16 protein-coding genes and 2 pseudogenes are annotated in these 24,477 nt (G+C 74.0%); 12 read left to right on the top strand and 6 right to left on the bottom strand.

Annotated elements, in window-relative coordinates; all coding sequences use genetic code 11:
• Position 1: 1 nt before the first annotated feature.
• Together NEH16_RS21150 and NEH16_RS21145 are read left to right on the top strand one after the other, a co-directional pair.
• Entirely contained in the window at positions 2–1,033 is a 1,032-nt protein-coding gene (locus NEH16_RS21150; RefSeq protein WP_265544356.1) for a glutamate ABC transporter substrate-binding protein, read from the top strand.
• 76 nt (positions 1,034–1,109) lie between these two features.
• Positions 1,110–2,450, top strand: a complete 1,341-nt coding sequence (locus NEH16_RS21145) for a hypothetical protein (protein ID WP_265544355.1) — start codon at positions 1,110–1,112, stop codon at positions 2,448–2,450.
• A gap of 34 nt (positions 2,451–2,484) precedes the next feature.
• Here the strand turns inward: NEH16_RS21145 and NEH16_RS33940 are convergent, their stop codons facing one another.
• Positions 2,485–2,760 (bottom strand): hypothetical protein, encoded by a 276-nt coding sequence (locus NEH16_RS33940; RefSeq protein WP_430523761.1) that lies wholly within the window; start codon positions 2,758–2,760, stop codon positions 2,485–2,487.
• Between NEH16_RS33940 and NEH16_RS21140 the strand changes: the two genes are divergently transcribed.
• From NEH16_RS21140 to NEH16_RS21120, 5 genes and pseudogenes are all read left to right on the top strand, one after another.
• Positions 2,744–5,182 (top strand): tetratricopeptide repeat protein, encoded by a 2,439-nt coding sequence (locus tag NEH16_RS21140; RefSeq protein ID WP_430523760.1) that lies wholly within the window; start codon positions 2,744–2,746, stop codon positions 5,180–5,182. The genes NEH16_RS33940 and NEH16_RS21140 overlap by 17 nt on opposite strands.
• A complete protein-coding gene (locus NEH16_RS21135; RefSeq protein WP_430523780.1) occupies positions 5,179–6,402 on the top strand; it encodes a PP2C family protein-serine/threonine phosphatase in 1,224 nt (407 codons plus the stop codon). Before NEH16_RS21140 ends, NEH16_RS21135 begins: the two co-directional genes overlap by 4 nt.
• Before the next feature lie 79 nt (positions 6,403–6,481).
• Positions 6,482–7,810, top strand: a complete 1,329-nt coding sequence (locus NEH16_RS21130; RefSeq protein WP_073965159.1) for a vWA domain-containing protein — start codon at positions 6,482–6,484, stop codon at positions 7,808–7,810.
• Between the two features lie 106 nt (positions 7,811–7,916).
• Positions 7,917–9,262, top strand: a pseudogene (locus NEH16_RS21125) (FHA domain-containing protein).
• A gap of 156 nt (positions 9,263–9,418) precedes the next feature.
• A complete protein-coding gene (locus NEH16_RS21120; RefSeq protein WP_265547293.1) occupies positions 9,419–9,880 on the top strand; it encodes a MarR family winged helix-turn-helix transcriptional regulator in 462 nt (153 codons plus the stop codon).
• 19 nt (positions 9,881–9,899) lie between these two features.
• On the opposite strand, the gene NEH16_RS21115 is transcribed toward NEH16_RS21120, so the two are convergent.
• On the bottom strand, positions 9,900–11,009 hold the full coding sequence (locus NEH16_RS21115; RefSeq protein WP_265544351.1) for an NAD(P)/FAD-dependent oxidoreductase: 1,110 nt from the start codon (positions 11,007–11,009) through the stop codon (positions 9,900–9,902).
• Positions 11,010–11,158: 149 nt separating this feature from the next.
• Between NEH16_RS21115 and NEH16_RS21110 the strand changes: the two genes are divergently transcribed.
• The 5 genes from NEH16_RS21110 to NEH16_RS21090 all read left to right on the top strand — a co-directional run bounded on the left by NEH16_RS21110 (position 11,159) and on the right by NEH16_RS21090 (position 19,898).
• The gene (locus NEH16_RS21110) at positions 11,159–11,563 is read left to right on the top strand and encodes a globin (RefSeq protein WP_265544349.1); all 405 of its coding nucleotides are present in this window, start codon (positions 11,159–11,161) and stop codon (positions 11,561–11,563) included.
• Positions 11,564–11,735: 172 nt separating this feature from the next.
• Positions 11,736–15,059, top strand: a complete 3,324-nt coding sequence (locus tag NEH16_RS21105; protein ID WP_265544347.1) for an FtsX-like permease family protein — start codon at positions 11,736–11,738, stop codon at positions 15,057–15,059.
• A gap of 1 nt (position 15,060) precedes the next feature.
• Entirely contained in the window at positions 15,061–17,847 is a 2,787-nt protein-coding gene (locus NEH16_RS21100) for an FtsX-like permease family protein (protein WP_265544345.1), read from the top strand.
• Complete coding sequence (locus tag NEH16_RS21095; protein ID WP_265544343.1) at positions 17,844–18,806, top strand: ABC transporter ATP-binding protein; 963 nt, start codon at positions 17,844–17,846, stop codon at positions 18,804–18,806. Before NEH16_RS21100 ends, NEH16_RS21095 begins: the two co-directional genes overlap by 4 nt.
• Before the next feature lie 42 nt (positions 18,807–18,848).
• Positions 18,849–19,898 (top strand): DUF2804 domain-containing protein, encoded by a 1,050-nt coding sequence (locus NEH16_RS21090; protein WP_265544342.1) that lies wholly within the window; start codon positions 18,849–18,851, stop codon positions 19,896–19,898.
• Positions 19,899–19,928: 30 nt separating this feature from the next.
• On the opposite strand, the gene NEH16_RS21085 is transcribed toward NEH16_RS21090, so the two are convergent.
• From NEH16_RS21085 to NEH16_RS21070, 4 genes and pseudogenes are all read right to left on the bottom strand, one after another.
• On the bottom strand, positions 19,929–20,615 hold the full coding sequence (locus tag NEH16_RS21085) for a hypothetical protein (RefSeq protein ID WP_073965151.1): 687 nt from the start codon (positions 20,613–20,615) through the stop codon (positions 19,929–19,931).
• On the bottom strand, positions 20,612–21,034 hold the full coding sequence (locus NEH16_RS21080) for an acyl-CoA thioesterase (RefSeq protein ID WP_158070793.1): 423 nt from the start codon (positions 21,032–21,034) through the stop codon (positions 20,612–20,614). Before NEH16_RS21080 ends, NEH16_RS21085 begins: the two co-directional genes overlap by 4 nt.
• A 5-nt stretch (positions 21,035–21,039) precedes the next feature.
• Complete coding sequence (gene ettA, locus NEH16_RS21075) at positions 21,040–22,704, bottom strand: energy-dependent translational throttle protein EttA (RefSeq protein ID WP_073965149.1); 1,665 nt, start codon at positions 22,702–22,704, stop codon at positions 21,040–21,042.
• 216 nt (positions 22,705–22,920) lie between these two features.
• Positions 22,921–24,383: pseudogene (locus NEH16_RS21070) on the bottom strand (LAETG motif-containing sortase-dependent surface protein).
• Positions 24,384–24,477: the final 94 nt, after the last annotated feature.

Raw genomic sequence — 24,477 nt, 5'->3', positions numbered from 1 at the left:
GATGACAGCGAAGAACCCGAAGGGCCTCGGCCGGCTGCGCGGGTGGGGCGGGGTGACCGCGATGGCCGCCGCCTGCGCGCTGACCGCGTCGCTGACCCTGCTGCCCCTCTCCCACCCGGGCGACGACGTCTTCGGCCCCCAGGTGACGGGGCCGGGCGCGGCGCACGCCCTCCAGGCGAAGGCCGACGCCTGCACGGACCCGGAGGCGAGCCTGCGGCCGGGCGCGGCGGACGGGGACGCGGTCCGCAAGATCAAGGAGCGCGGCAAGCTCATCGCGGGCGTCGACCAGAACAGCTTCCAGTGGGGCTTCCGCAATCCGGCGACCGGGAATCTCGAAGGCTTCGACATCGACCTGGTCCGGGCCCTCGCGAAGGACATCCTCGGCGACGGCGACAAGGTGATCTTCCGGGCCATCCCGACCAACCAGCGCATCGCCGCGCTGGAGAACGACAAGGTCGACGTGGTCGTGCGGACGATGACGATCAACTGCGCCCGGCTGGAGCAGGTCTCGTTCTCCACGGCGTACTTCCAGGCCGGCCAGCAGGTCCTCGCCGCGAAGGAGGACCACTCGATCACCGGTTTCAACTCCACGCTGCGCGGCAAGCGCATCTGCACCGCCGAGGGATCCACCGCGTACGACGCGCTGAAGAAGGAGTCGTTCGGCTCGGTCTTCAAGGACGAGCACGACGGCACACCGGCCGACGAGGACCGGCTGACCGTCCCCAACCAGCTGGACTGCCTGGTCCGGCTCCAGCTGGGCGAGGTCGACGCGGTCGTCACGGACAACGCGCTGGCCGCGGGCCAGGCCGCCCAGGACCCGGCGGTCGAGCTCAAGGGCGACCCGTTCACCACGGAGTACTACGGCGTCGCCACGAAGAAGGGCGCGGACGACCTGGTGTCCCGGGTCAACAAGGTCCTGGTCGACTACCGGGCGGGCGGCGCGGACAGCCTCTGGATGAAGTCGTACCGCGCCTGGCTCCAGGAGGGCCTGCCGGGGATCCAGGGCCCGCCGGAGCCGAAGTACCGGGACTAGCGGCGGCCCCGCCCTGGGGGCGGCGGCACTGATCCCGCGGGGCCCAGGCCCGGCGGGGAGAGCGGAGAGGTGATCGATGGGCGTCGCTGGCCCCTTCCCCAGCTACGCGGCCCGGCCCCCCGGTCCGGTCATGGACCGGGACGAGGCCGACCGTGCGCTGTCCCGGCTCGGCGCGGAGCACGAGGCGATCGAGACCTCGCTCCTCGCCCTCCAGGACCACGCGGGCCGCAGGCTCCTGGAGGGCGCCGAGCTGTCCGGTGTCACCAAGGAGCGGTGGACCGTCACCGAGCGGTCGGTCACGCTGCTGTGGAGCTACTTCGACGCGTATACGGGGGTGCTGGAGCGGGCCCGCGAGGTGCGGGCCCGGCGCCGCCACCCCAACCGCGAGGACCTGACGGTCCTGACCGAGCTGCTGCGCGGCGAGGGCGTCACCGTGGCGCACGGCGCCGCCGGGCACGATCCGTCGGTCACCGGCCCGGCCCGCCTCTCCGAGCGGTTCACGCTGGAGGAGCTGGTCTCCCGGATGAACGGCCTGTACGCGAGCGCCCTGGACATGGTGGTGGCCTCGGACACCGTGTGGTCCGCGATGCCCGCCCGCATAGACCTCCTCGCCGCCGAACTGCGCCGCACCCACTCGCTGGCGCACTCGGTGGGCGTCCGGCCCGGTGAGCACCCGGCGGGCGACGAGCTGGAGGCGATCACCGCGGAGCTGGCCACGCTGCGGGCGCAGGTGATCTCCGACCCGCTGGCCTTCTGGCTGCCGGGGCCCGGGAGCGCGGCGCCCGGCGGCGGCCGCCCCGACACGACGCGCTACGACCGCGCGGCCCGGGCGCTGGAGGAGGTGCGGCGCGAGGTCGAGGCGGTGCTCGCCGTACGGCAGGACGCCGAACAGCGGCTGGTGCACCTGCGCGACGTGCTGTCCCGGGCCGACCGCACGCTGGCCGAGGCCCGGGTGGCGCGCGGCGAGGTGCTGGCCAAGATCGCCGCGTCGGAGGTGCCCGTGGTCAACGGACCGCCGACCGCGCTCCAGGAGCGGCTGGCCGCCGCTTCGGAGTACCGCAGGCACGCCCGCTGGCACCGCCTCTCGCCGCTCCTGGAGACCCTGGAGCGGGAGGCCGAGGAGGAGTTGCTGCGGGCCCGCGAGCAGCTGACGGCGGTGACCGCGCCGCTGGCCGTCCGGGCGGAGCTGCGCGGCCGGCTCGACGCGTACAAGGCGAAGGTGGCCCGCAACGGCCTCGCGGAGGACCCGGTCCTGATCGAGCGGTACGACGCGGCGCGCCGGATGCTGTGGAGCGCCCCGTGCGATCTGCGGGTGGCGGCGCAGGCGGTGCAGCGCTACCAGGACGCGGCGCTGGAGCTGCTGGGCAGAGGTGACAATCCGTCGTGGCGGCGGGGCGAAGAGGGGGAACGGACATGAGTACGCAGTGCCAGCGCCCCGCGTGCGAGGGCAGTTACGAGGACATGGGCGGCGGTGAGCTGTACTGCGACACCTGCGGTCTGGCGCCCGTGGTGTCACCGAACGGGATGGTCAGCTCTCCGCCCACCGGGATCGCGGGCGGCGGCCGGGGCTCCAGCAGTGCTTCGGCGCGCAGCAGTTCACAGGCGTCCTCGCGGTCCTCGTCCCGTTCGTCGACCTCGCGGCGCTCGGTCTCGGGGCGGCTCTCGCGGTCCCTGTCGCTGTCCGGCCGGACCGGCGCGCAGTCGGTGTCGGTGCGCTCCTCCGCCAAGTCGACCAACGCCTCGGGCCGCAACCGGCTGGGCGCGGGTCTGGTGCAGGTGCCGGACGTGCCGCGCCCCGATCCGCGTACGGCCGTCATGGAGAACCCGGAGGTGCCCGAGCGCAAGCGGTTCTGCTCGCGCTCCGACTGCGGGGCTCCGGTGGGCCGGGCCCGGGGCGACCGGCCGGGCCGCACCGAGGGGTTCTGCACCAAGTGCGGCCACCCGTACTCGTTCGTGCCGAAGCTGGAGGCGGGGGACGTCGTCCACGGGCAGTACGAGGTCGCGGGCTGCCTGGCGCACGGCGGGCTCGGCTGGGTCTACCTCGCGGTGGACAAGGCGGTCTCGGACCGCTGGGTGGTGCTCAAGGGCCTGCTCGACACGGGTGACCAGGACGCGATGGCGGCGGCGATCTCGGAGCGGCGGTTCCTCGCGGAGATCGAGCACTCCAACATCGTCCGGATCTACAACTTCGTGGAGCACCTGGACCAGCGGACCGGTTCGCTCGACGGCTACATCGTCATGGAGTACGTCGGCGGCAAGTCGCTCAAGGAGATCGCCAACGAGCGCCGCACACCGGCCGGGAAGCGCGATCCGCTGCCGGTCGAGCAGGCGTGCGCCTTCGGCATCGAGGCCCTGGAGGCGCTGGGCCATCTGCACAGCCGCAACCTGCTGTACTGCGACTTCAAGGTCGACAACGCGATCCAGACCGAGGACCAGCTGAAGCTGATCGACATGGGCGCGGTCCGCCGGATGGACGACGAGGAGTCGGCGATCTACGGCACCGTCGGCTACCAGGCGCCCGAGGTGGCGGAGCTGGGCCCGTCGGTCGCCTCCGACCTGTACACGGTGGCCCGCACGCTCGCGGTGCTCACCTTCGACTTCCAGGGGTACACGAACGTCTTCGTGGACTCGCTCCCGGACCCGGACAACATCGAGGTGTTCCGGAGCTACGAGTCGTTCTACCGGCTCCTGGTACGCGCCACCGACCCCGACCCGGCCCGCCGGTTCGCCTCGGCGGCGGAGATGGCCGAGCAGCTGACGGGCGTGCTGCGCGAGGTGGTCTCGCTCCAGACGGGGCGCCCGCGCCCGGCGCTGTCCACGCTGTTCGGCGCGGAGCTGCGGGTCACCGACACGGAGCTGTTCGCGGACGGGTCGGGCGAGGTGTCGCGCCTGGGCGCGCGGACCGCCGCCGGGTCCGGGGGCCGCTTCGGCCGCCGCAGGAACGGGACGGGCGCCCCCGCGCCCGCCGCCGCCACCCCGCCCGGGGGCATACCGGGGGCGCTGCCCGCCGGGCCGCCGCCCGCCTCGCCCACGGGCGCCGCGCCGGTGCCCTCGGCCGCCACCCATGTCCGTACGCCGGGCGGGGCGGGCACCGGCCCGGGCCCCCTGCCGTACGCGCCCGCCGCGAGCGTCCCCGCTCCGCGCAGCCCGGTCCCCTCCCCCGGTGCCGCTCCGGTGCCGTCGGGCTCCGGGGTGCCCCGGCTGGCCGGGCTCGACGTGCGGGGGACCTCGCTCGCGCTGCCCGTGCCCCGGGTGGACGCGAACGACCCGAACGCGGGCTTCCTGGCCGGGGTGATGGCCTCGGCGCCCGCCGAGCTGATCGCCGCGTTGCAGGCGGTGCCGGCCGCGTCCCTGGAGACCCGCCTCCGCGAGCTGCGCGCCTACCTGGAGATGGGCGACGTCGCCGCAGCCGCGAAGACCCTCGCCGCGCTGGAGGGGCAGCACGCGGACGACTGGCGCGTCGTCTGGTACCGGGGCCTCACCTCGCTGGTGACCGGCGACAAGGAGAACGCCGCGCTGTCGTTCGACGCGGTGTACGACGCGTTCCCCGGGGAGCCCGCGCCGAAGCTGGCCCTCGGCATCTGCGCGGAGGTGCTGGGGCAGCTGGACAACGCCGCCGAGTACTACCGGCTGGTGTGGCTGACCGACCCGAGCTTCGTGAGCGCGGCCTTCGGTCTGGCCCGGGTGCAGATCGCGGCCGGTGACCGGAGTGCGGCCGTCCGGACCCTGGAGTCGGTGCCGGAGGCGTCGATCCATTACACGGCGGCCCGGATCGCCGCCGTCCGGGCCCGGCTGCGTGAACGGGCCCCGGAGGAACCGCTGATGGCGGACCTGACGGCCGCTTCGGCCCAGGTGTCGGCCCTCTCGGGGCTGGGTCTCGACGCGGTCCGGCGGGAGCGCCTCTCGACCGAGGTGCTGGGGACGGCCCTGGACTGGGTACTCTCCGGTAGCCCCGCGGGACCGCGGTCGGCCGCGCACGCCGGGCCGCACGGCCCGGGGACGCTGCTCGGCAGCGAGCTGGACGAGCGCGGACTGCGGTTCGGCCTGGAGCGTGCGTACCGGATGCTCGCCCGGCTCGCGGAGCCCGGGGCCGAGAGGATCGAACTGGTGGAGCGGGCCAACCGCTTCCGCCCCCGAACGTGGGTGTGAACATGTCGCAGAACCACCAGGAGACCGCCTTGCCGAGGTGCCCCGGCTGCGAGGAGCCGCTGGAGCAGGGCGACCTGTTCTGCGGCGCCTGCGGGTACGACCTGTCGGCCGTGCCCGAGCCGCCCCTCGACCGTCCGACGGTCGCCATCAGCACGCCGGGAGCGGCGGCCGCCCCGGGGATCCGTCACGACGGGCCGGGCGCCTCCGGCGACTTCGAGCTGGCCGCCCCGGGCGCGGCGCCCGACCCCCGGGCGGTTCCGGAGCCCCCGCAGGCCCCCGCGCCCGCCCCGGCCCCTGCGGCCGGCGGCAAGGTGTGCGTGGCCTGCCGGGCCGGGCGGGTCGACGGCGACGGCTACTGCGAGAACTGCGGCCACGCCCAGCCGCGCGAGCGCGACCACATGGAGCAGGAGCTCGGCTCGGTCGCCGCGGTGAGCGACCGGGGACTGCGCCACCACCGCAACGAGGACGCGTTCGCGGTGTCCACGACGGCCCTGCCGGACGGCTCCCCGGCCGTCGTGGCGATCGTCTGCGACGGGGTGTCCTCGGCCAGCCGGCCCGACGAGGCGTCGGCGGCTGCCGCGAGCGCGGCCAACGCTTCCCTGTTGGAGTCGCTGCCGCGCGGCACGCATCCGCAGCAGGCGATGCACGAGGCGATCGTGGCGGCCGCGGAGTCGGTCAACCGGCTCGCCGAGCAGGCCGGTCAGGAGCGCGAGCAGCACCGCCACCAGAACGCCCCGGCGTGCACCCTGGTCGGCGCGGTCATGGCAAGCGGCCTGCTCGTCGTCGGCTGGGTCGGCGACAGCCGCGTGTACTGGGTGCCCGAGGACCGCTCCACCGCGCCCGCCCGGCTCACCGAGGACGACTCGTGGGCGGCGCAGATGGTGGCGACGGGCCTGATGAACGAGGCGGAGGCGTACGCGGACGAGCGCGCCCACGCCATCACGGGCTGGCTCGGCGCGGACGCGTACGAACTGGAGCCGCACACCGCCTCGTTCAAGCCGGACCGGCCGGGCGTCGTGGTGGTCTGCACGGACGGCCTGTGGAACTACGCGGAGTCCGCCGCCGAGATGGCCGCCGCGGTGCCCGATGACGCGTACGCCCGCCCGCTGCACGGCGCCCAGGTGCTGGTCGGCCACGCCCTGGACGGCGGCGGCCACGACAACGTAACAGTGGCCCTGCTGCCGTTCGCCGTGTCACCGCAAGGGGCAGGCTCCGCCTGATACCGGGTCATTCACCCCGCTACGACTTGTCCGTACCTCTGGCTTCATCCGAGACGTGGAGCCTCAAGGAGCCGATCAGATGGCCAACTTCTCCAAGTCGAACGTGCCGCAGTTCTCCGTCGAGGTGTACCAGAACGAGTTCCTGCCCGAGGGCGGCCGCGAGGTCAACGGCATCATCACGGTCACCTCGACCGGGGGCGGAACCACCGGGGGCGTCCCGCTGCCGGGGCGGGCCGCCGGGGCCGCCGTGGTGATCATGGTGGACTGCTCGGGTTCGATGGACTACCCGCCGACCAAGATGCGCAACGCCCGCGACGCGACGGCGGCGGCCGTGGACACCCTGCGCGACGGCACCTCGTTCGCCGTCGTCGCCGGGACGCACGTGGCCAAGGAGGTCTACCCGGGCAACGGCCGGCTCGCGGTCGCCGATCCGCGGACCCGGGCCGAGGCCCGGGAGGCCCTGCGCCGGCTGAGCGCGGGCGGCGGCACGGCGATCGGGACCTGGCTGCGGCTGGCGGACCGGCTGCTCGGCGCGGCGGACGTGGACATCCGGCACGGCATCCTGCTCACCGACGGGCGCAACGAGCACGAGTCGCCCGAGGACCTGCGCGCGGCGCTCGACGCCTGCGCGGGCCGGTTCACCTGTGACGCCCGCGGGGTCGGCACCGACTGGGAGGTGAAAGAAGTCACAGGGATCGCCTCGGCGCTCCTCGGCACCGCCGACATCGTCGCCGACCCGGCCGGGCTCGCGGCGGACTTCACGCGGATGATGGAGAACGCCATGGGCAAGGAGGTCGCGGACGTGGCGCTGCGGCTCTGGACCCCGGTCGGCGTGGAGATCCAGTTCGTGAAGCAGGTCGCGCCGACGGTCGCCGACCTGACCGGCCGCCGCACCGAGGCGGGCCCCCGCGCCGGGGACTACCCGACCGGTTCCTGGGGCGACGAGTCCCGCGACTACCACGTATGCGTCCGGGTCCCGGAGGCCGGCATCGGGCAGGAGATGCTCGCCGCCCGGGTCTCGCTGATCCTTCCCGACCCGTCGGGCGGGGCGCCGCAGACGCTCTCGCAGGGGCTGGTACGGGCGGTGTGGACGGACGACATGGTGGCGTCGACCTCGATCAATCCGCAGGTCGCGCACTACACGGGCCAGGCCGAACTGGCACAAGTCATCCAGCAGGGGCTCGATGCCCGCAAGTCGGGAGACTTCGACGGCGCCACCGCCAAACTCGGCCGAGCGGTGCAGTTGGCGTCGGCCTCCGGGAACGAGGACACTGCGAAACTGCTTTCGAAGGTGGTAGACGTCGTCGATGCGGCGACGGGTACTGTGCGACTGAAGGCGAAGGTCGCGGAAGCGGACGAGATGACTCTCGAAACGCGCTCCACGAAGACGGTTCGCGTCAAGAAATAACCACATATCCGCAACGATCAGCCGCCCGCCGGTTCAGGTCCGCCGGGCGGCGGAGCACGCCACATGACGGCCTGCGGGCCGGAGAAGGAGAGGGGGAAGCGCCGACATGCCGACCTGCCCGAACGGACACCAGTCGGGTTCCGAGGACTGGTGCGAGGTCTGCGGCCACCGCATGACCGGGGCGGGCGCGCCTGCGGGTGCGGTCCCCCCGCCGCCTCCCCCGCCGCCCGCACACGGTTACGGATACCCCCGGCCGCACGACCCGGACGCGACCGCCCAGGCCGAGCTGTGCCCGCAGTGCCGCACGCCGCGTGAGGCGATGGCGCCGTTCTGCGAGGAGTGCCGCTGGAACTTCCTCACGAACACGGCGACGTCCTACACCCCGCTGGCCCCCGGCACAACCTCCCGGGCGACCCCGGCCCGGCCGGGAACCGGCCGCCGGGCTTCCCGGCGCAGCAGCAGCCGCCCGGCCCGCCGCAGTCCCGCGACCCCTTCGACTACCAGGGCTCCCGCCCCTCCCAGATGAACCGGTCCGCCGAGCCCCTCTCCACGGGCCCGAGCCAGTCCGGCCACCAGGGCCAGGGGCAGCCGCCGTTCGGCCAGGGCGGCCAAGGCGGCCAGGGCCCGCAGGGCGGCCCGCCGCCGTTCGGCCAGGGCGGCCCCGGGCAGCAGGGCCCCGGTCCGCAGGGCCCCGGCCCCGGTCCCGGTCCGCAGGGCCGACAGGGGCCGCCGCCCCCGCCCCCGTACCAGCAGGGTCCGCAGGGCGGCCCGCAGAGTGCGCCGCCGCCGTTCCAGCAGCAGGGCGCGCCGCCCGCCTTCCAGCAGCAGACGGCGCCCCCGCAGGCCCCGCCGCGCTCCGACGGCGACGACTGGCTGCTGTCCCCGCCCTCGCAGCCCGCTCCCCCGCCGGGCCCGGGCCCGCAGCCGTCCTTCCCGGGGCAGCAGGGTCCCGGCCCGCAGTACCGCGGCCCCCAGGGCCCCGGCCCCGGGCAGCACGGCGATCCCGGTCCGCAGCACGGTCCCGGTCCCGGCCGGCCGCCGCTGTCCGACAACTGGACCGCGTTCATCGCGCCCGACCGCGAGTACTTCCTGGCGATGATGCAGCGCAGCGGCCCCGAGGCGACCGGGCTCAACCTGCCCGCGTACTCCCCGGAGCAGCAGCTCGCGCTCACCGGCGGGCAGATCACGATCGGCCGCCGTCGGCACAGCACGGGCGAGTCCCCGGACATCGACCTGTCGGTGCCCCCGGAGGACCCGGGCGTCTCCCACCAGCACGCCGTGCTGGTGCAGCAGCCGGACGGCAGCTGGGCCGTGGTCGACCAGAACTCCACCAACGGCACGACGGTCAACGGCTCCGAGGAGCCGATCCAGCCGTACGTCCCCGTCCCCCTCCAGGACGGCGACCAGGTGCACGTCGGCGCGTGGACGACGATCACGGTCCGCCGGGACTGACGGACCGCGCACGGAAGAGCGGCCGGTGCGGGGGACGCCCCCTCACCGGCCGCTCCGCGTTGCGGTAGTTCGTCCTACGAATGTCCGGTCCGGACGGGTCGGTACCGCTCGCGCCTGCCATATTCTGTTCACATGCGAAAGGCCGACGAGGGGCAGATGGGGATCGCCACCGCATTGGTGCGCTCCGCATTCCTGGTGAATGCCGTGTACGCCGATTCCGGCCGCGAACACGGAATCACCGCCCAGCAGGGCCAGCTGCTCTGCGTGCTGATGGTGAAGCCGTACGGCATGCGCGAGCTGGGCGCCGTACTGGGTCTGGCGAAGTCCAGCCTCACCGGCCTGGTGGACCGGAGCGTCCAGCGCGGCCTGGTGCGCCGGGAGGCCGACCCGGAGGACGGGCGCGCGGTGCGGGTCGCCCCGACCGAGGCCGGGAGCGAGCTCGCCGAGGTGTTCTACGCGGAGACCTGCCGGCGCGTCGAGGCCCTGGCGGAAGGGCTCGACACGGCCGACCGCGAGCAGCTGACCGCGCTCCTGGGCCGTCTGGTGCTGGAGAACAAGGTGCCCATGGTCTTCCGCGAGTCCTGCGAGAACGCCCCGGCGGCCACCCCCGGCTGCTGAGGCCCCCGCCGCCGGTGGATCAGCGCGCGATGCCGAAGAGCTCCGCGAAGCGCCCGGTGAACAGGTCCTTGCCCTTGTACGCGCTGACCTCCTCCGCCGGCAGCAGCACCGGCCCGCCCGGCGAGGGCACCTGCCCCACCCCGCCGCCCGGCCCGAGCGGGAGCAGCGCGGACCGCACCGGGGACGGCAGGTAGACGGCCGCCGGCTCCTCGCCGCGCACCTGGGCGAGGATGTTGGCCGCGACCACCTCGGCGTGCTTCATCGCGTACCCGGCCATCTTGGCCTCGGCCAGGTCGGTGAGGTCGCCGAGTGCGTAGATGTGGTCGTGGCCCACGACGTTGAGCCGTTCGTCCACCGGCACCCGGCCCTGCGCGTCGCGCTCGGCGACCCGGCCGTCGGCGAGGTAGTCGCCGTTGGAGCGCACTCCGTAGCAGCGGAACCAGATGTCGGCCGCGATGTGCTCACCGCCGTCGGTGGTCACCGTGAACGGGTCGAGCCGCCCCGGGGTGGCCGGCGGCTCGCCGGTGAGCGCGGTGGAGAGCCGCAGCTCCACGCCGAGCGCGTCCAGCTGGCGCAGCAGCTCCTCGCGGACCTCGGGCAGGAAGCCCGGCAGCAGCTCGTCGGCGGGGTCGGTGATCACCACGCGCTTCTCGGGCCAGACCGCCTTGATCTCACCGGACAGTTCGAGGCCGACCGGTCCGGCGCCGGTGATCAGGACCCGCTTGGCCCCGGCCAGCTCCTGGTGCGCCTCCCTGATCCGGGCCAGCGCGTCGTCCGCCAGGTCGGTGTCGGCCTTGGCCGGGAAGGGGTAGTCGGACCCGGAGGCGAGCACCAGGTAGTCGGCGGCGACGCGTTCGCCACCGGCCAGGGTGACCCCGCCGGAGTCCACGGCGACGGCCCGCTCGCGGCGGACGGTGCCGCGCTTCAGCAGGGTGTCGTACGGGAAGAAGATGTTCTCCGCCCAGTCGGGCCTGACCAGCGCCCGCAGGGAGCCCGCCGCGTGGACGAATGCGTCCTTCGGGTCGACCAGCACCACATCGGTTTCCTCGTCGAGCGCCTTCGCGACGGCGGAACCGCCGTATCCGCCGCCGATGACGACGACGGTCCGCTTGCCTGTTCCGTTTGCCATGCCGACCCCAGTCATTGAATGGATGCTATTTCGTTCGTTACGCGAACCGTAGTAGTTCGCACAACGAACTGACAAGGCGGAAAGGACCGGAACCGGTGAAGATCCCCCGGGCCAGGCCCGCCGCGCCGCACGTCTGCGACCATGGACGGGTGACTGAGATTCCGCGCGACACGGTGCAGGAGCTGACCTTCTACGAGCAGGTCGGCGGCGAGGAGACCTTCAGGCGCCTGGTCCACCGCTTCTACCAGGGCGTCGCCGAGGACCCGCTGCTGCGGCCGATGTACCCGGAGGAGGACCTCGGTCCTGCCGAGGAGCGGTTCGCGCTGTTCCTCATGCAGTACTGGGGCGGGCCGCGCACCTACAGCGACCGGCGCGGGCACCCCCGGCTGCGGATGCGGCACGCGCCGTTCCGGGTGGACCGCGCCGCGCACGACGCCTGGCTGCACCACATGCGCGGCGCGCTGGACGAGCTGGGCCTCGCCCCGGAGCACGAGCGCACGCTGTGGGACTACCTCACCTACGCGGCCGCCTCGATGGTGAACACCGACGGCTGACCGCCGGTCACGGACCGCCCACATCCGTGCGGAATCCGGTACTCCGTGGCCGGATAGCGGTCACGAATGCATCAAGTTGTACCCGTAAGCGGTTTCCACGGGCGCGGGCCGTCTGACAGCATCCAGACAACGCCGGGGGGCGCGCGTGCGGTGAGTGGTGACTGGGGGGCAAGTGACGGGGTTCGTCTTTCTGCGGGTGAGGGCGCACCGGCTCCTCCTCGCGGCGGCCGTGCTGGCCGTGCTCCTGACCACCTCGGTCCTGGCCGCGCTCACCGCGTTCTCCGGTTCCGTCGGCGACGCCGCGCTGCGCCACACGCTCACGCACCGCTCCGCCGTCCCCGCCTCGCTGGTGGTCTCCGCGCAGTTGGAGCCGGACGAGCGGCGACCGGCCGACGCGGCGGCGCGCAAGGCCGCCCGGGAGACCTTCGGCGGGCTGCCGGTGACCGTGCGGAAGCTGGAGGCGTCCGGCCCGTACGCGCTGCCGCGCAGCCTCCAGGACCCGGCCGCCCGGCGCGGTGACCCCGACCTCACGCACTTCGCCTCGCTGGACCGCAGCCGCGTCCGCCTCACCGCCGGACGCATGCCCGCCGCCGGAGCGGGGAAGAGCGGCGCCCCCGTCGAGGTGGCCCTGCCCGCGTCCGCCGCCGAGGCGCTGTCGCTGAAGCCCGGTGCCCGGCTGAGGCTCGCCGACCGGCTGGGCGGCAAGCCGGTGGACGTGACGGTCACCGGGCTCTACAAGGCCGCCGACCAGGCCGACCCGTACTGGCAGCTGGACGCGCTCGGCGGGCGCGGCGTCCGCAAGGTCGTCTTCACCACGTACGGTCCCCTGCTCACCGACCCCGCCGTGCTCGACTCGGGCCGGACCAGCCCGGGCGAGGTGTCCTGGCTGGCGTCCGCCGACTTCCGCCCGGTCACCACGGACCGGATGGCGGCGCTGCGCGACGCGGCGACCGCCGGTCCGAAGAGGCTGCTGGCCGCCCCGGAGTTCCAGGACGGGGGCACCGCGCGGACCTCGCTGCCCACCGTCCTGGAACAGATCGACCGCGCCCTGCTGGTCTCCCGCTCGACGCTCACCATCGTGGCCGTGCAGCTGGTCCTGCTCGCCGGATACGCCCTGCTCCTCGTGGCCCGGCTGCTCAGCAGCGAGCGCGCGGGCGAGACGGAACTGCTGCGGGCGCGCGGGGGTTCGCGGGCCCGGATCACCGGGCTCGCCTCCGTAGAGGCGCTGCTCCTCGCGCTCCCTGCGGCCGTCGTCGCGCCCCTGCTCTCCGGCCCGCTGACCCGGCTCCTCGCGGACCGCAGCGAGCTCTCCCGGATCGGGCTCCGACTGGACACCGGCGTCACGGGCCAGGTCTGGCTGGTAGCCGCCGTCACCGCACTGGCCTGCGCGCTCGCGGTCGTGGCGCCCGCCCTGACCGCCGGCGGTTCGGGCCGACGCGCCACGCGTTCCGCCGCGCTGCCGGGCCCGGTGCGGGCGGGCGCCGACCTCGCGCTGCTGCTCGTCGCGGCGGTGGCGTACTGGCAGCTGGACCGGCAGACGAAGAGTTCGGGGAGCGGCGCGCTCAGCGGGGACCGGGCGGGCGGGCTCGGGGTCGACCCGCTGCTGGTGGCCGCGCCCGCGCTGGCCCTGCTCGCCGGCACCGTACTGACGCTGCGTCTGCTGCCGCCCGCCGCGAGGCTCGCGGAGCGGCGCGCGTCCGGCGGGCGGGGGCTGGCGACCGCGCTGGCGGGCTGGCAGTTCAGCCGACGGCCGCTGCGCGGGGCCGGGCCGGTGCTGCTGCTGGTCCTCGCGGTGGCGATGGGCATGCTGGCGATCGGGCAGAGCGCGTCGTGGAACCGCTCGCAGAGCGACCAGGCCGACTTCCGGGCCGGTGCCTCGGTGCGCATGACCGCCGGCATCAGCGCGGACCCGGCGAAGGCACCCGCGTACGGGCAGCTGCCGGGCGTCCGCGAGGCGGCGCCCGCCTTCCGTACGACCGTCGACCTCTCCGGCGAGCGCACCGCCGAGATCCTGGCCCTGGACACCGCGCACGCCGACGAGCGGATGCTGATGCGCGACGACCTCGGGAACGGCCCGGTCGCGGGGCTCTTCGACACGCTGACCCCGCCGAAGGCCGCCCGCGCCGGACTGCCGCTGCCGGAGCACAGCACCCAACTCCACTTCGACGTACGGATATCCGCCGACGGCGCCCCCGGAAAGGTCTCGCCGTCCGGCATGACCGCCCGGGTCTCCGTCCTCCTGGAGGACCGCTACGGCCTGCCCTACCAGGTCGTCGCCGGGTCCGTCCCGGCCGACGGGAAGGCCCACCCGCTCTCCGTCGCCGTGGCGCCCGCCGACGGGTTCGCCGTCACCGGGATCGAGCTGACCGGCAAGCAGCCCGTGGACCGCGCGGAGTCGCACCGGCTGGCCGTGACCGCGCTGCGGACCACCACCGCCGACGGCACCGAGCGCCCCGTCCCGGTCCCCGACGGCTTCCGCTGGCAGGGCGAGCGGACCGAGGACTCCCTCGTGGAGGAGTCGAAGCCGGGTGTGCCGCTCACCCCCACCGCGTCCGCCGCGGCCCCCCTCGCCGTCGGCTACTCCACCGGATCGGTCACCCCCGAGGACGCGGCGTACGCGATCCCCACGATCGGCGTCCGGCTCACCGCCGCCCGCCCCGAGGCACCGGCCCTGCACGCCGTCGCCACGGACGCGTACCTCAAGGCGACCGGGGCAGAGCCGGGCCAGGCGATCGACGTGACGCTGGCCGGCGAGACGGTCCGGGTGACGATCACCCGGACCGTGCACCGGCTGCCCACCACCGGCCCCGGCTCGGGCTCCTCCGCCGCGTCGGCCGAGTCCCAGCGGGCCAGGGACGGCGGGGCGCTCCTGCTGGACCTCCGCGCCCTCGCCGAGGTCTTCGCCGCCCGCCCGACCGCCCGGCTGACCGCCACCGAGTGGTGGCTGAGCACCGAACCCGGCCGCACGGCGCAGGTGGCCGCCGCGCTCCGCGCCCAGCCCGACACCGACCCCGTCCAGGTCCAGGTGCGCGACGAGATCGCCGACGAGCTGGTCACCGACCCGCTGGGGGCGGGCCCGCAGTCCGCGCTGCTCGCCGTCGCGGTGATCGCCGCCGCGCTGGCCGCGGTCGGCTTCGCGGTGGCCGCGGCCGGCTCGCAGCGGGAACGCGCCGCCGAGTTCGCCGTGCTCCGGGCGCTGGGCACCCCGCGCCGCCAGCTGGCCCGGATGACCGCCGCCGAACAGGGCGTCCTGATCGCGATCGCGCTGCTGGTGGGGGCGCTGCTCGGGGCCCTGCTGACCCGGGCGGTCGTGCCGTTGATCGTGCTGACCGGACAGGCCGCCCAGCCGGTGCCGCCGGTCCTGGTCCGGCTGCCGCCCGGTCAGGTCGCCGCGCTGCTGGCCGGAGTCGCCGCCCTGCCCCTCGTCATCGTCGCCGTCCTGGCCCTGCGCCGCGCCGACCCCGCGACCTCGCTGCGCACCCAGGGGGACAACTGACATGAGTGCCCGAACCCCCCGCGCCGCGGCCCCCTGGGTGCGCACCCGGCTGCGCACGGCACCCGGCGCCGCCTGCGCGTTCGCGCTGCTGGTGCTGGTGACCGCGTTCCTCGCCGCCGCCTTCCCGCGCTCCGTCGACGCGTACGAGACGAAGGGGCTGCGCCACGACCTCGGCACGGCGACCCCGGTGCACAGCGTGCTGGAGCTGAAGGGCCCCCAGCCCGGCCTCGAACTGCGCCCGGCGGCGCGCGAGGCCGCGGTGCGCGAGGACACCATGGCAGCCGCCCACGCCCAGGTCCTGAAGCGGCTGCCCGCTCCGCTGCGCGCCGACACCGCCGAATCGGCGTACGGGGTGCGCACCTCGACCCCGATCGCGGCCGGCGAGCCGTGGTTCCCGCGCCCGTTCGGCCTGGACCCGACCCTGACGTACGCCACCCAGTCCGGGCTGTCCTCCCACGCCACCCTGCGCACCGGCAGCTGGCCGGCCACGCACGGCACGGTGTCGATGACCACCGGGGAGGTCGAGGCCGCCGTCACCGAGGAGACGGCGAAGGCGCTGCGGATCAAGACCGGCGCGACGATCGCCGTCCCCACCCGGGGCGAGGACACCCTGACCGTACGGATCACCGGCATCGTCGCCCCGAAGAACCCGGCGGGCTCCTACTGGTCGTCCGAGCCGCTGCTGCGGACGCCCTCGCTGGTGGCCAAGCCCACCAAGGACACGCCCCGCTACTACTGGATCGCCGCGCTGCTGCTGCCGCCGGACGCCGCGCCCGCCCTGCTCGCCACCGCCGGACAGCCCGAGCTGTACTGGCGGATCGCGCCCGACGTCTCGGGCCTCACCGCGCTGGACGTGCCGCAGCTGCGGACCTCCGTGGCCTCGCTGGAGGGCGGTCCCGGGCTGCTGGCCATGCGCGACGTGGCCGGTGCGACGGTGAGCATGGCGACGGACCTGGACGAGATCCTGACCGGGTACGAGGGGATGCGGTCCGCGATCCAGCCGGTCGTCACCGTCGCCGCCGTCGGCATCGGCGCGGTCGCCGTCGTCGTCCTCCTGATGACGGGCGGGCTCCTGGCGAGCCGCAGACACGCCGAACTCGCGCTGCTGCGGGCCCGGGGCGGCTCCCTGCGGGGCATCGGCGGCCGGCTCCTCGCCGAGACCGCGGTCACCGCGGTGCCCGCCGGGGCGCTGGGCCTGCTGCTCGCCGTGCTCACCGTGGGCGAGGCCCGGCTGTGGCCCGCCGCGGTCGGCGCCGGGGCGGTCGTGGTGCTGGTCTGCGCCGCGCTCCCGCTGCGCACCGCCCTCCAGCACCGCACCCCGCAGACCCACGTCGGCCGGGACGACCTGGCGACCGCCCGCCCGTCCCGGCGGCGCACCGTCGCCGAACTCACCCTCCTCGTGCTGGCCGCGGGCGCGGTCTTCGCGCTGCGCCGACGCGGCACGGACGCCGAGGGCGGCACCGACCTGCTGGTGAGCGCCGCGCCGGTGCTGGTCGGGCTGATCGCGGCGGTGGTGCTGGTCCGGCTCTACCCGCTGCCGCTGCGCCTGGCCCTGCGCTCGGTGTCCCGGCTGCGCGGGGCGGTCGGCTTCCTGTCGCTGGCCCGGGCCGGCCGCACCTCGGCCGCCGGCACCCTGCCGCTGCTCGCGCTGTTGGTCGCGCTGACCACGGCCGCGTTCGGCGGTTCGGTGCTCGCGGGGGTCGCGGACGCCCGCGACGACGCCGCCGTCCTGGCCACCGGCGCGGACGCCCGGGTCACCGGCGAGGCCGACTCCGTGCCGCTGTCGGCCGGTCTGGTCCGCGCGGTGGAGAAGGCCGCGGGGGTACGCGGATCGGCCCGGGTCCAGGTCGAGTTCGGGGTGGCCCTGCCGGCCGCGGGCGACGGCACCCAGGACGCCAAGGGGACGACCCTGATCGGCGTCGACCCGGCGACGTACGCCGCGCTGGCCCGCTCCACCGGGCTCGGCCCGTTCCCCGCCGACCGGCTGCGGGCGAAGGGTGCGGGGGCGGCACCGGACGGGGACCGGGTCGTGCCCGCCCTCGTCTCGCCGTCCGTCGCCGAACGCCTCGGCGACCGGCCGCTCGGGCTGCGCGCGCTGGCCGGGAACTTCAAGGTGAGGGCCGCCGCCACGGTCACCCGCACGCCCGCCGTGGACGGCAGCTCCTTCATCGTCGTGGACGCCGCCGCGTTCACCCACCGGCAGACCACGGCTCTGCTGCTGACCGGTTCCGGGCTGGACGCGAAGGAACTGCGCGCGGCGGCCCGGCACTCGGGCGAGAAGATCTCCGTACAGCTGCGCTCCGAGGAGCGTGCCACGTACGTCGACACCCCAATGCAGTCCGGGGCGGAGCGGATCTATCTGGCGGCGATCGTCGCGGGCGCCGGATACGCCCTGCTCGCCGTCCTGCTGTCGCTGCTCCGGACCGCGCCGGAGCGCACCACGCTGCTGGCCCGGCTGCGCACCATGGGCCTGACCTCCCGGCAGGGCGGCCGGCTGCTGGGCTTCGAGGCCCTGCCGCAGGCGCTGCTCGCGGCGGTCGGCGGGCTCCTCGTCGGCTGGGCGACCATCGCCCTGCTGGCCCCGGGGGTCGACCTCGTACGCCTGGCCCTCTCGTCCGGCCCCGGCTCCGGTCGGCTGGCCACCGCGCCGCTGCGCACCGATCCGTGGTCGCTGGCCCTTCCGGCGCTCGGCGTCATCGTGCTGACCGGGGCGGTGGCCGGGGTGCAGGCGTGGTGGGCCGGCCGCCGCGGATCGATCACCGAACTCAGGGCAGGAGACTCCCGATGACGACGCCGTCGACCGATTCCACGCTGGCGGAGCTCGAACAGCGGGCCGCCGCCCGGCGCGACCGGCCCTCCTACGGCCACGACGCGCTGATCGCCTGTGACCGGCTGGTGCGCATCTTCACCACGGACGGGGTGGAGGTGCAGGCCCTCCAGGGCCTCGATCTGCTGGTGGAGGAGGGTGAGTTGCTGGCGCTGGTCGGCGCGTCCGGCAGCGGCAAGTCCACGCTGATGAACATCCTGGCGGGCCTGGACGAGCCCACGGCCGGGGCGGCGAAGGTGGCGGGCTGCGACCTGCTGTCCATGGGGCCGAAGGAGCGCCTCCGCTACCGCCGGGACGTGGTCGGCTTCGTCTGGCAGCAGACCGCCCGCAACCTGCTGCCGTATCTCACGGCGATCCAGAACGTGACCCTGCCCATGCAGCTGCGCGGCCGGGGACGCAACCGCGAACGGACCGCGCGCGCCGAGGCGTTGCTGAAGATGCTGGAGGTCGAGGACTGCCGCGACCGGCGCCCGCGGCAGATGTCGGGCGGCCAGCAGCAGCGGGTGGCCATCGCCGTCTCGCTCGCCAACTCCCCCTCGGTGCTGCTCGCCGACGAGCCGACCGGCGAACTCGACTCGGCCACCGGCGAGCAGGTCTTCGCCGCGTTCCGCCGCGCCAACGAGGAACTGGGCACGACGATCGTGATCGTCACCCACGACCAGGCGGTCGCCAGTGAGGTGCGGCGTACGGTCGCGATCCGCGACGGCCGCACGTCCTTCGAGGTGCTGCGCCGCACCGAGGTCGACGCGGCGACCGGCCAGGAGTCCCAGGTCGCCCGCGAGTACGCGATGCTCGACCGGGCCGGCCGGCTGCAACTGCCCGCCGATTACACCGAGGCGCTGGGCATGGAGCACCGGGTGATGCTGGAGCTGGAACAGGACCACATCGGGGTCTGGCCGGACGGCCCGAAGGGCGGCTGACCGGCCCCGGAAGGCGGTGTGACCGGCCGTTAGGATCCGGCCATGACGACGTTCGAACGCGAGATCACCGGGCCGGTCGACCTGTGCCTGCCGGACGGCCGCCTCGACCCGGCGGCGGTCGGCTGGTCGCGGACCCCGCTGCACCGCGCCAATCTGCGCGGCTGGGGCCGGACGAAGCGGTGGGAGTACTGGTGCGTCACGACGCCCACCCATCTGGTGGCGCTGACCGTCAGCGATCTGGACTTCCTCGCCCTGAACAGCGTCTACCTGCTGGAGTACGCGCCCGGCGGCCTGGAGCTGGAACGTACGGCGATCCTTCCCGGCGGCCTCGGCGCCCGCCTCCCCGAGACCGTGGCCGGCTCCCCCGGCGCCCCGGACGTGGTGACGGGCCCGGCGCGTCCGACGGGCGGCAAGGTGCGCGTGGAGATCCGCGACGAGCCGGGCGGCACCCGGCTGCGGGCCCGCTGTCTGACCCCGGAGCGGGTGCCGGTGGAGGTGGACCTCCTGGTCGCCCGGCCGGCGGGCCACGAATCGCTCTCCGTGGTCGTGCCGTGGAGCAGCCGCCGCTTCCAGTACACCTCCAAGCAGACCGCGCTGCCCGCCTCCGGCCGGGTCAGGGTGGGCGGGGAGTTCCTGGACTTCGACGGGGACGACACCTGGGCCGTCCTGGACCACGGCCGGGGCCGCTGGCCGCGTACGGTCCGCTGGAACTGGGGCGCCGCGTCCGGCCGCACCGACGGGCACACCCTCGGCGTCCAGCTCGGCGGGCAGTGGACGCTGGGCACCGGCTCCACGGAGAACGCGCTCTGCGTGGACGGCCGGCTCAGCAAGATCGGCGAGGAGCTGGACTGGCGCTGGTCGCCCTCGGACCCGCTCCGGCCGTGGACGGTCCGCACCCCGCTGACCGGGCAGGTCGATCTGACGTTCACCCCGTTCCACAACCGCCGCGTCCGCACCGAGGCGGGGGCGCTGGCCAACCGCACCGACCAGCTGTTCGGCCACTACGACGGCACGGTCCGCGCGGACGACGGGACCCGGATCGCGGTGGAGCGGCTGCTGGGGTGGGCGGAGGACGTGCGGATGCGGTGGTGAGCGGGGCTTTACGGCGTAAAGGCGCGGGATTCAGCCGGTTACGGAGACCGCGAGGTTGCCCAGGCCGCCCGCCGCGCCGGCCCGGCGCAGGGCGACGGAGCCGTACGGGGTGCGCAGGCGGAGCCAGCTGCCGGCCGCCAGGAGGGCGACCGGGAAGGCGGGGTCGGCGCGCAGGAAGCCGAGGGACTGGGCGGCGTGCACCGCGCGGAGCGGGAGTTCGGTGTCCGCGAGGGTGCGCGACCAGATGTCGTGGCCGATGCGGTCCCGCTCGGCGCGGGTGCGCCGGTCCTCGGGCAGGGCCTCGTCGCGGTCCCGGAATTCGGTGACGGCGGCGGTGAGCGCGGCGCGCAGGGCTACGGGTCCGGGCAGCCCGGACCGCTCCCGCCAGCCGCCGCGCGGGGGGAGGACACCGGCCCAGGGCGGTCCGGTGACCGGGGCGGGCAGGACGGCGGCGTCCGGCCCTTCGTCCGGCAGGGCCTCCAGGAGGTCGCCGGCCGACACGGTGACGTCGAGGTCGTGCGCGTCGGCGAGCCGGGCCGTGCGGATGGCCAGCACGTCGAAGGACGGGGGCCTGCCGAACACGGCGAGCGCGCCGCCGCCCGCCTGGAGGCGGACGGCGGCGGCGCGGTCGTAGTGGAGCAGCCGGCCGAGGAAGGCGCCGAGATCGGCGGCCTCCCTCGCGTCGGCGAACCGCAGCGACTGTACGGACACGGTCATACCGCGGCGGGCTCCTCGGCCAGGTACTCCTGGAGGAACCGCTTCTCCTCCGGGGAGATGCGCCGGGGGCGCCCGGCGGCCAGGTCGTACGGCACGACGACGGTCGAGGCGCGTACGTAGACCTGGTCCGGGTCCTTGATCTCGTAGGCGATCGTCAGGGACGCGGCGCCTATCTTCGTGACCCAGGACTCGACGGTCACCGGCCGGTGCCGGTGGACCAGCGGCCGCACGTAGTCGATCTCGTGCCGCGCCACGACCGAGCCGCCCGCGAAGGACGGCGAGCCGTCCCCCGGCGCCAGCCGGAACATGAAGTCGATGCGCGCCTCCTCCAGATAGCGGAGGAAGACCACGTTGTTGACGTGGCCGAAGGCGTCCATGTCCGACCAGCGCAGCGGGCAGCTGTAGATGTGACGAGCCAAGACGATCAGCCTCGCGTGAGCTTCTTGTACGTGGCGCGGTGCGGACGGGCCGCGTCCGGGCCGAGGCGGTCGATCTTGTTCTTCTCGTACGACTCGAAGTTGCCCTCGAACCAGTACCACTTGGAGTCGCCCTCGTACGCCAGGATGTGCGTGGCGACGCGGTCCAGGAACCAGCGGTCGTGGGAGATGACCACGGCCGCGCCCGGGAACTCGAGCAGGGCGTTCTCCAGCGAGGACAGGGTCTCGACGTCGAGGTCGTTGGTGGGCTCGTCGAGGAGCAGCAGGTTGCCGCCCTCCTTGAGCGTCAGCGCCAGGTTGAGGCGGTTGCGCTCACCACCGGAGAGGACACCGGCCGGCTTCTGCTGGTCCGGGCCCTTGAAGCCGAAGGCGGAGACGTACGCCCGCGAGGGCATCTCGACCTGGCCGACGTTGATGTAGTCCAGCTCGTCCGAGACGACGGCCCAGAGGGTCTTCTTCGGGTCGATGTTGGCGCGGGACTGGTCGACGTAGGAGATCTTGACCGTGTCGCCGACCTTGATGGAGCCGCTGTCCGGCGTCTCCAGGCCCTGGATCATCTTGAACAGCGTGGTCTTGCCGGCGCCGTTCGGGCCGATGACGCCGACGATGCCGTTGCGCGGCAGCGTGAACGACAGGTCCTCGATGAGGACCTTGTCGCCGAACGCCTTCGAGAGGTTCTCGACCTCGACCACGATGGAACCGAGGCGCGGCCCCGGCGGGATCTGGATCTCCTCGAAGTCCAGCTTCCGCATCTTGTCCGCCTCGGCGGCCATCTCCTCGTAACGGGCGAGACGGGCCTTGGACTTGGTCTGGCGCCCCTTGGCGTTCGACCGCACCCACTCCAGCTCTTCCTTGAGCCGCTTCTGGCGCTTCTCGTCCTTGCGGCCCTCGACCTTGAGGCGGGCGGCCTTCTTGTCGAGGTACGTGGAGTAGTTGCCCTCGTACGGGAGCGCGCGGCCGCGGTCCAGTTCGAGGATCCACTCGGCGACGTTGTTGAGGAAGTAGCGGTCGTGGGTGACGGCCACGACGGCGCCCGCGTACTTGGAGAGGTGCTGCTCCAGCCAGTTCACCGACTCGGCGTCGAGGTGGTTGGTGGGCTCGTCGAGGAGCAGCAGGTCGGGCGCCTCGATGAGGAGCTTGCAGAGCGCGACGCGGCGCTTCTCACCACCGGAGAGGTTGACGACGGGCCAGTCGCCGGGCGGGCAGCCCAGGGCGTCCATGGCCTGCTCCAGCTGGGCGTCCAGGTCCCACGCGTTGGCGTGGTCCAGGTCCTCCTGGAGCTTGCCCATCTCGTCCATGAGCGCGTCCGAGTAGTCGGTCGCCATCAGCTCGGCGACCTCGTTGAAGCGCTTGAGCTTCCCCATGACCTCGGCGGCGCCGTCCTGCACGTTCTCCAGGACCGTCTTGTTCTCGTCGAGCTCCGGCTCCTGCATGAGGATGCCGACGCTGAAGCCGGGCGACAGGAACGCGTCACCGTTGGACGGCTGCTCCAGGCCCGCCATGATCTTCAGCACCGTGGACTTACCGGCGCCGTTGGGCCCCACGACACCGATCTTCGCGCCGGGCAGGAAGTTCAGGGTGACGTCATCGAGGATCACCTTGTCGCCGTGCGCCTTGCGCGTCTTGCGCATGGTGTAGATGAACTCAGCCAAGAGAAACCGTCCGGCAATCGATGTGTGGGCAGATACACCCCATCTTGCCTGACGGCCGCCTCTTGACGGAAACCGGTCCGGTGCGCGATACGCGCGGTCCCGGGTCGCGGTACGCGTGGGGCGGGCGGGGTGGCGGGGCGGGGGTGCGCGAAGGCCCCGGCGGGCCGAAGCCCGCCGGGGCCTTGATCAGTGCGTGTGACGGTGTGCTACCGCTGGTCACTCACTGGCGGTGCGGCCCTTGCGGCGCAGGAGCACGACCGCGCCGCCGCCGACGACGACCAGGGCGATGGCGATGCCCGCGATCATCGGGGTGGCGCTGGAGCTGCCGGTCTCGGCGAGGTTGGTGTCGTCGCCGCCCGTGTTGCCGCCGGCCGTGGCCGTGGTCGTGGTGGGCTTGTCGCCACCGGTCTGGGTGTCGGTGCCACCGGTGCTGCTGCCGCCGGTGCCGCTGCTGGTGGTCTTGCAGTCCAGGACGCCCTTGAAGGTCTTGGAGAAGCCGCCCGGGCCGGTGACCGTGACGTCGTACGCCTGGTCCTCGGCGACGGGCACGGTGACGGTCACGGTCTTGCCGGCCTCGACGGTGTTCTGCTTGCCGTCGAGCTCGAAGGTGAACGCCTCGTCGCCCTGGTTGCCGACGGTGATGTCGACGCCGCCCTTGTCGCAGTTCTTCTCGGCGGTGGCCGTCGGGATCGGGCCCTTCTTGGCCCAGCTGGCGGTGGCGGTCGCGGAGACCGTCGACTCGCTGGAGCCGGCCAGGATCTGGGTCTGGCTCTTGGTGACCCCGGCGAAGGCGCGGCCGACCGGGACGGAGGTGGCGGCCTGGACGGTCAGCGCGGCGGTGCCCTCCTCGGAGCCGGCGGGCACGTCGAAGTAGAGCTGGTCGCCGTCGGACGCCGTGGTGACGGGCTTGCCCGCCTTGTCGGTGACCTTCACACCGCTGGCGAGGTCCGCCGGCGGGGTCACCGTGGCCTGGCCGGCGTTGGTGCGGACGGTGACCGGGCCGACGCGCTCACCGGAGCGGCCGGAGACCGCGACCGGGTCGAGCGCCAGGGATGCCTTGGGCTCGGCGATGTCGGTGGCGGACTTCTCCAGCCAGTCCGCGAGCTTCTCCGCCTGCTCGTCCTGGGCGGTCACGTCGACGTGGTCGGAGAACCGCCAGATCGCGACCTGGGTGCCGGCCGCCGCGGTCTTCTCCGTGAGCGCGCCGGTGCCGGCCGCCTCGGCGAGCTTCGAGAGGTCGTTCACCTGCGGGTAGGAGTGCTGCAGGACCCAGAGGATCTTGCCGGCGTCCTTGTTGCTGCCGAGCGAGGTCTGGTTCCAGGGGTCTCCAGGTACTTCGCCTGGTCCTGGGTGTGGTTGTGGATGTCGATGCAGTACGTCTTGAGCGTGCCGCCGCCGTCGACGTTCATCTCGAACAGGCCGGCGGACACCTTGTCCTGCTCGCCGCCGTCGTGGACGTAGGCGGTGTCGAAGGTCTTGAGGCCGTCCAGCACGGCGGTGGCCCCGCCCTGGTGCGCGGGCACCTCGTCGGCCGTCGCGGTGCCGGCGCCGACGAGGGCTCCGGCCACGACCAGGCCGGACGCCATCGCGGAAGCGGTCAGCCGGGCTATGCGCCCGCGCCGTGCGGTCGGAGCCGTCGCCTTGGAAGACGAAGCGGTCGCTGAAGAAGCAGAAAACACTTATTTCCCCTCCGGGCGAGACCCTCGCGCCCGGTACGCGTGTGGGGACTGTCCCGCCTGCTACTCAAGTGCCTTGTGAGTACGGGGAGATCCT

The sequence above is a fragment of the Streptomyces drozdowiczii genome, assembly GCF_026167665.1.
Taxonomy (GTDB): Bacteria; Actinomycetota; Actinomycetes; order Streptomycetales; family Streptomycetaceae; genus Streptomyces; species Streptomyces drozdowiczii_A.
This window is presented reverse-complemented; position numbering and strand designations above follow the sequence as displayed.

Excerpts from the sequence above, each read along its gene's own strand:
- NEH16_RS21095 (WP_265544343.1), top strand. The coding sequence starts at position 17,844 with ATGACGACGCCGTCGACCGATTCCACGCTGGCGGAGCTCGAACAGCGG.
- NEH16_RS21120 (WP_265547293.1), top strand. The coding sequence starts at position 9,419 with ATGGGGATCGCCACCGCATTGGTGCGCTCCGCATTCCTGGTGAATGCC.
- NEH16_RS21145 (WP_265544355.1), top strand. The coding sequence starts at position 1,110 with ATGGGCGTCGCTGGCCCCTTCCCCAGCTACGCGGCCCGGCCCCCCGGT.
- NEH16_RS21100 (WP_265544345.1), top strand. The coding sequence starts at position 15,061 with ATGAGTGCCCGAACCCCCCGCGCCGCGGCCCCCTGGGTGCGCACCCGG.
- NEH16_RS21130 (WP_073965159.1), top strand. The coding sequence starts at position 6,482 with ATGGCCAACTTCTCCAAGTCGAACGTGCCGCAGTTCTCCGTCGAGGTG.
- NEH16_RS21115 (WP_265544351.1), bottom strand. The coding sequence starts at position 11,009 with ATGGCAAACGGAACAGGCAAGCGGACCGTCGTCGTCATCGGCGGCGGA.
- NEH16_RS21150 (WP_265544356.1), top strand. The coding sequence starts at position 2 with ATGACAGCGAAGAACCCGAAGGGCCTCGGCCGGCTGCGCGGGTGGGGC.
- NEH16_RS21090 (WP_265544342.1), top strand. The coding sequence starts at position 18,849 with ATGACGACGTTCGAACGCGAGATCACCGGGCCGGTCGACCTGTGCCTG.
- NEH16_RS21085 (WP_073965151.1), bottom strand. The coding sequence starts at position 20,615 with ATGACCGTGTCCGTACAGTCGCTGCGGTTCGCCGACGCGAGGGAGGCC.